The organism is Neptuniibacter pectenicola (genome assembly GCF_001597735.1).
GTDB lineage: Bacteria > Pseudomonadota > Gammaproteobacteria > Pseudomonadales > Balneatricaceae > Neptuniibacter > Neptuniibacter pectenicola.
Genome location: NZ_LUTS01000007.1, coordinates 204855 through 211361, shown reverse-complemented (window position 1 = coordinate 211361; position 6507 = coordinate 204855). Strand labels below are relative to the sequence as shown.

Genomic DNA, 6507 nt, shown 5'->3' with positions numbered 1-6507 from the left:
AGGCATTATCCAATGCTTACTTAAAATCTCAGGGGCTTTATGAATTGCGCGATGGATGGATCAAGCTTCACCATTCTTAGTGAAACGCCCTGTGCGGATCCGCATGCAGGGTGTTGTGGGGGCTGAGGGTTAGAGACCCTCGGCTACCCGATTAAGCATTGAACCTTGCTACGATAGATTTACATTCAGACAAAGAAACCTCCTTTGCCCATTTAATAGATTGCTGTATTTCTGGCTCATGCTTCTCAAGGGCTTTCTGTGACCAATACTGCCTCGCTGAGCCAATTGGAAGGTGATCCGTTTCAGAGGACACACCAGCGAATGCTAGAAAATCTTTATCATCTTCGGGCAGCCCGACCTCAAATCTTAGAGCAGACAACTCAATTGCACCTTCTAAATAATGGATAGAGCCATCAAGCATTCCGCTTGCTAATTCAACAGCGCGTTCACGTTGCTTCTGGATGTATTCTTCGTGGCTCATTTTCATAGGATGCTTAACAGCTAAATATATGACAAGTTGTCGCGTTTAAACACGACAATCTGTCATATATCTACATGAAAGAACTTGGGAAAAACAATCTAGGTCTTTGAATATCATAAGCTTTCCTTAGCGGGTGTTTCCTGTTATCGGTGGAAATATACAAAATTGTCCTACTATCCTTACATAAAATAAAGCAGGATAAAATATGTGCGATAAAACCTTCGTCCTAACCTATTATTTTTTACCTGCGTTAGGTTCCTCAACCTTATCAATATCGACGAGGTTCCATGGCATATTTTTATGCCGATAAATACGCTTGTTCAGTTTTGGGTAATCACCCACATCATGATCAAGGCGCTGCCCGACCACAATACATTTTAAGACCATCGAATCACTGATATTTCTCAATGCGTGGGCCTCTCCGCCGGCTCGATACCCTATAAAATCCCCCGCCTTTACTGGGTATATTTTGTCGCCTATCTGGGCTTCAGCTACACCGTCCAAAATATAAACGCACTCATCCTCATGATAGTGTTTATGGAACTCTGTCGATTCATGGCTGGGTTGTATTTCAATGATATGAAATCCAAAGCCCGTTAGACCGGCAAGATCACCAAGCGATTTATTCGTTCGTTTCGCGTTTTCGTTAAGAAAATGCGTTTTAGATATACCTTCAAATTGCTCTATTTCTTCTTTAGTGATCAGGTATGTATCCATCTTTATCTCCCAAGGCATACTGCCATAAGCTTACGAGCGATTAGCCGGCCCAGCCAGCCCCGCCGGATATTCCTCACCCCGCCCGAGCAAACCGATCGTCAAGTCGGCTTGTGCCTAGGCCACTCATTTTATTCACTTTAATCTGCACGGGAATCCGCTCTTTCATCGCTTCGATATGGCTGATGACCCCAATCATTTTACCTGAGGCGTTTAGACTATCGAGCGCATCGAGAGCGGTGTCTAAGGTTTCGCTGTCTAAAGTACCAAAGCCCTCATCTAGGAAGAGGGAGTCGATACTGGTTTTTTGACTCACGAGATCCGATAAGGCCAAGGCTAAGGCTAAACTGACCAAAAAGCTTTCACCGCCGGAGAGGGTTTTAGTATCCCTTGAGGTGTCTGCCTGCCAAGTATCTAGCACTTCTAACTCTAAGGCTGCGCCCTGTTTGCGCTGTAAGCAGTAACGGCCATGCAACCGTTCTAACTGAGCGTTGGCAAGGTGGACTAAATGATCAAGTGTTAGACCTTGTGCAAAACGTCTAAATTTATCCCCCTTTTGAGAGCCAATTAAGCTCTGCAGGTAGGCTAAATCATCGTACTGCTGTTGAGAGGCTTCAATTTGCGCAAAGAGCTGAACCTGCCCTTCTCGCCGTGCTTTATCATCATCTAACAGGGCACTCACTTGGCCTTGTTCATGGGTGATGGCTCTCAACACCTCTTTGTCTTCACTGATACGCTGCTCAAGACTGGGGAGTGCTTCAGGGTCGCTCTCGCCCCCGCTATATTCGGTAAGTAATGTTTCTAGCCGTTGCTCTGCTTGCTCTTTTAACGCGATAGATCGCTGTAATGCGGTGGTTAGTTGATCTTTCTGTGCTTCTAATTGCCCACGCTGCTCATCATTGAGTAACGCCGTTAAATACGCCGCTTCACTGGCAAAAGGGCTCTGAGCGAGTTGTGCCTCCCAGTCATTACGGAGCTGTTCACACTCTGCATGTAAACGCGTGCTCTGCTCCTTCAACGCATTTTCTGTTGCGTTAAGGTCCTGTAGTTGCTGATTTATAAGCTGATGCTGCTCATGGGTCGTTTGATAGCTCTGCTCTGATTCCCGTAGCGCGGTTTGGGCCTGTTGCCGCGCCTCATCCACCTGTTTATCGGCAAATAATGCGTAGCGCTGCTGACGATTGCTCTCAGCACGCTCCTTAATGGCCTGTAATTCTGTAGTAACCTGCTCCAACCGCTGCGTGATTTTTTCTGCCTGTCGCTGGGCTTGCTCTCGCTCTGACGTGAGTGCGGCGATCTGAACCTCTATCTGCTGTTTTTCAGTTTCAGCATTTAAGTAGGCATCGACTGTCGAGCGCATTTGCTGCAACCACTGGAGCGCATGGTTAAGTTCCGGCATAGGCATCTGTTGTTCGCCGATGCTTTCAGTTAATGCGTTGGTCAGTGTTTGGCTTTCTTCTTTGATTTGCTTAAGCGCTTGGCTCAGCGTACTGATGGTTTGCTCGCTATAATTTAACGCTTTTTGCGTTAACGCGTGCTGCCCTTCCACCTGCTGCAAGTGGACTTGAGCAGTTTGTACTTGAGCGTTGTACCGTTTTGCTTCTTCAATCTGTGTTTGCAAAAAGGTCATGCGTTGCTCAAGCGCCTGAGCTAACGCGGCATACGCGGCCTGATCGTTTATATCAATGACGGCCTGGGATGGATTAGCATAAGGTAGATCCGACACAAGCACCTGCCAACGGTCCATCTCCTGTTTTATATCGGTTTCAATCTGTTCAAGGCGTTCTGTCGCACTTTGCAGCCATTGCGTTTGCTTAACCTGTTCCTCGTTAAGCTTAGTCCCTTGCTCTTTAACCGTCTCCAGCGCCGTCTCGAGGGTGCGGTAACGTAACTCGGTTTCGCTCTGATCTAGGGTTTGATAAGTCTCCACCAGCGGGTGCGCTTTTGAGCCACACAAAGGACAGGGCTGATCCGGTTGAAGCTGCTGTCTTGCCGCCGTTAGGTCTGAGATCTGTTTTTCTAGTGCTAAACGCTGTTCTATATCGCCAAGTTGCGCGCGCTTATCTTTATAAACCGCCCTAAATTCGCTGAGCTGCTGATCAATGCTTTGCTTGTCTTGATTCGCTTGCGCTATTTTATCCTGTAGCGCTATTTTCTCTGCCGACAGTTTTGTAAAAGCTGAGGCGATCGCCGGTAGCTGCCCAACAACACCACGCTCCCCCATCACGCTATGCAACGATTGCTCAAGAAAGGTCAGTAGGGTTTGGCTATCCTGTTGATGTGATGCGGCTTGGTTGTCGAGCTGTTGCTGGGCATGGGCCAGGCTTAACTTTGACTCTTCTAGCTGTTTATCCGCCTGACTCAGTTGCTGTTGCTGTTCAACCTGTGTTTCCTGTAGCGCTGTTAACTCAGTTTGTTTAGTTTGCTCAACCGCTTGCAGCTCTCTCACACGACCAAACTGTGCGCCCCAAAGGGAAAGTTTATCCACTAGCGCTTTATTGATAGACGGGTTGGTTAATAGGCTACTGATCTCGCCACGGCGCTGGTTTAGCTCACCACTGCGTTGTTGATTTTGCCTAAGCGTCTGTTCACACTCTGCGCGCTCGGATTCTAGCTGTTGGCGCTGGGACTCTTTTTCCTTTAACTGGTCAACTTGCTGTTGATAAGCGGCATCAAGTGGCACCACGTGTTCATTTAACAGTGTTTCTAACGCAACATTGTTTTGTTTTAAGGTTTGCAGCGCATCCTGCTCTACACGCTGGCGGGCTTGTAGCGCCTCGACCTCAGTGCGTTTTTGCGCTTTCGCCTCGGCCAACGCGCTTAATTCAGCATCGATCTGTACTAATTTAGGTTCGTTCGCTTTTAACGGGTTATAAACGCGGCTTAGCTTTTCTGCCAAGGCGCTTTGCGCTAAACGCTCAAAATTCTGTTTTTCACGCGCAAGCTGTTCCTGTGCTGTAACGAGATCTTTCTCTGTCTGAGCCAGTGTAGTAAGCGCTTTTTTCTTTTCAGTCAAAAAGGTTGCTTGTTTTTGTAACTGCTCAAGCTGGCTATTTTTCGCCGTAAACTGCTGGCCTAGGGCGTCACGTTTTTCCATAAGTTCAGTTAAGCGTTCTTGCGTCAGCAGCTCGACCCCTTCCGCCTTCGCCTGTAGTTTCTCTAAGGCTTGTTTGCTTTCACTATAACGGAGGAAGACTTTTTCAGAGATAAGGCCATAGATCTCAGTGCCGGTTAACTCTTCGAGTAGTTCTGCTCGCTCATTGGCATCGGCATTTAAAAACGCAGCGAACTGACCCTGGGAGAGCATCATCGATTTAGTGAAACGATCAAAATCTAAACCGCTTATCTTCTCAATTAACTGGCTCTTCACTTTAATCTGACTGGCCAGAATAGTACCCGCCGGTGAGTCGGTGATATCTGCCAGCTCAACTTTAGCGTCTTGCAGGTTTCCGTCTACCTGATTACGGGAACGGCGCTGACTCCAAAACGCTCGATAGCGTTTACCTTTTACTTCAAATTCGACTTCCGCTAACGCATCAGCAGTACCGCGCGTCATCAGCTCGTTAGTCGATTTAGAAATATTAACCAATCGCGGTGTGCGGTGATAAAGCGCAAGACAGATGGCATCAAGAATGGTGGTTTTGCCAGCACCGGTCGGCCCGATGATGGCAAACAAGCCATTGTCGATAAAAGGCGATTTTGTGAAATCAATTTTCCATTCATTTTTGAGGGAGTTAATGTTTTTAAAACGTAGGGATAGAATTTTCATACATCATCTCCCGTTGCAAAAAGATCATCGACAATCGGTGTATCGCTGTCCGCTTTCGGTTTTTTCGAGGGCCTTGCTGAGGTAGCGGGTGCGGCGGGCGGCGCGGTAAGCGGAGGTTCTTCGTTAAACAGGGGTAAGACTTCAACGTCATCTGCAATTGCCGTGACGGGGTCGGCCTCTTCCCCTTCCCCTTCCAACATAGGCTCACTGACGGTTGAATGAGTCATGTCAGGCAGGCCCTCGGCTTTAAGCGTTGTAGACGCCGGTTTACTGGGGGCCAAGCCATGCTCCTCTTCCACTTGATGCACGATCTGGGCAAAACATTCTTTAATTCGCTGAAGCCTTAGTGTCTCATCATCGCCCTCAAACTGTTCGCTTTCTAAACGTCGCTCAAAAACCTCAAAGGGGTTCAGTTCATCCAGTGTTTCTTTCTCCTGCCGGATCAACTCGCTAGACCGCTGTTTGCGCGCACGGCGTAGGAGTAATACCTCAACCGGCAGATCTTGGGTCAGTTTCTCTATACGTTGCGTCAGGTCATTTAGGTAATCTTGGGTTTCGACTTCAATCGATAGCCAAACCGGTAGTTCATGCGCCGTACGGCCAATCTCAATCAGCGTCTCTTCGATGTGGTTAAGATCACCCTTAATGGCTTGCATCGGTTGAAATTGTGGGACATAGATAGGCTCAACACTGACTAACGCAGTCTCATCAAACTCAACCATCAGCACCTGCTTTTGGCTACCCAGCTCATCAAAACTTAGGGCAATGGGTGAACCGCAATAACGTATATGTTCCGATTTGGCGACGACCTGTGGACGGTGGATATGACCGAGCGCGATATAATCAGCGGGTGGAAAGGCACTTGCCGGAAAAGCCTCTAAAGACCCCACATAGATATCCCTCACCGAATCTGAGCTTTTAACGCCCATGGCGGTTAAGTGACCGGTGGCAATAATCGGCAGTGCTAATCCTAGTGCTTTGCGTTTTCTATCTGCAACCTCGTATACCTGCTGATAATGCTCGGCAATCGCATTACCTAAGGCCTGCGCTTTATCGCTAGCCGATTCATTCGCATGGCTTTGCAGTACATCGCGGGGCCTTATATAGGGGATCGCACACAACATAGCGGAAGGTTCGCCTTGACGGTTGTTGAGTGTAATCACTTGATCGCTGAGGTTATCTTGCACATTGGCAATCACATCGGCACTTAGGTATTTAAGCAGCCCTTTAGATTCATTTAAGGTTGAAACTGAATCATGGTTTCCGCCTAAAACGATCAGCTGACAGCCTAGCTTATTGATGGCAACCACCAGCTGATTATATAACTCACGGGCGTAACTGGGGGGCGATCCTGTATCGTATACATCACCTGCAATAGTAACTGCATCTATTTGTTTTTCTTTGATTTTATCAAGCAACCACTGAACGAATTTTTGATGTTCAGCTAATCGGCTTTTGCCTATAAAGTGTTGACCAAGATGCCAATCTGAGGTGTGTAGAATACGAATCATAAATGATCAAATGCCTATATAACTGGTCTAGG

General features: G+C 47.5%; 4 protein-coding genes. All 4 read right to left on the bottom strand.

Annotated elements, in window-relative coordinates; genetic code table 11:
- Window positions 1–151: 151 nt before the first annotated feature.
- Window positions 152–481 carry a DUF2489 domain-containing protein gene (locus A3773_RS11160; protein WP_231902192.1) on the bottom strand — a complete coding sequence of 110 codons (330 nt, stop codon included), beginning with the start codon at window positions 479–481 and terminating at the stop codon, window positions 152–154.
- 234 nt (window positions 482–715) lie between these two features.
- Window positions 716–1198: a cupin domain-containing protein gene (locus A3773_RS11155; RefSeq protein WP_067986030.1), complete on the bottom strand. Its 483-nt coding sequence runs from the start codon at window positions 1196–1198 to the stop codon at window positions 716–718.
- A 73-nt stretch (window positions 1199–1271) separates the two neighbouring features.
- Window positions 1272–4964: an AAA family ATPase gene (locus A3773_RS11150; RefSeq protein WP_067986002.1), complete on the bottom strand. Its 3693-nt coding sequence runs from the start codon at window positions 4962–4964 to the stop codon at window positions 1272–1274.
- Complete coding sequence (gene sbcD, locus A3773_RS11145) at window positions 4961–6475, bottom strand: exonuclease subunit SbcD (RefSeq protein WP_075109544.1); 1515 nt, start codon at window positions 6473–6475, stop codon at window positions 4961–4963. The genes A3773_RS11150 and sbcD overlap by 4 nt, the downstream gene beginning before the upstream one ends.
- Window positions 6476–6507: the final 32 nt, after the last annotated feature.

What these genes read in the sequence shown, in the direction of transcription:
- sbcD (WP_075109544.1), bottom strand. Translation starts at nt 6,475, where the DNA reads ATGATTCGTATTCTACACACCTCAGATTGGCATCTTGGTCAACACTTT.
- A3773_RS11150 (WP_067986002.1), bottom strand. Translation starts at nt 4,964, where the DNA reads ATGAAAATTCTATCCCTACGTTTTAAAAACATTAACTCCCTCAAAAAT.
- A3773_RS11155 (WP_067986030.1), bottom strand. Translation starts at nt 1,198, where the DNA reads ATGGATACATACCTGATCACTAAAGAAGAAATAGAGCAATTTGAAGGT.
- A3773_RS11160 (WP_231902192.1), bottom strand. Translation starts at nt 481, where the DNA reads ATGAGCCACGAAGAATACATCCAGAAGCAACGTGAACGCGCTGTTGAA.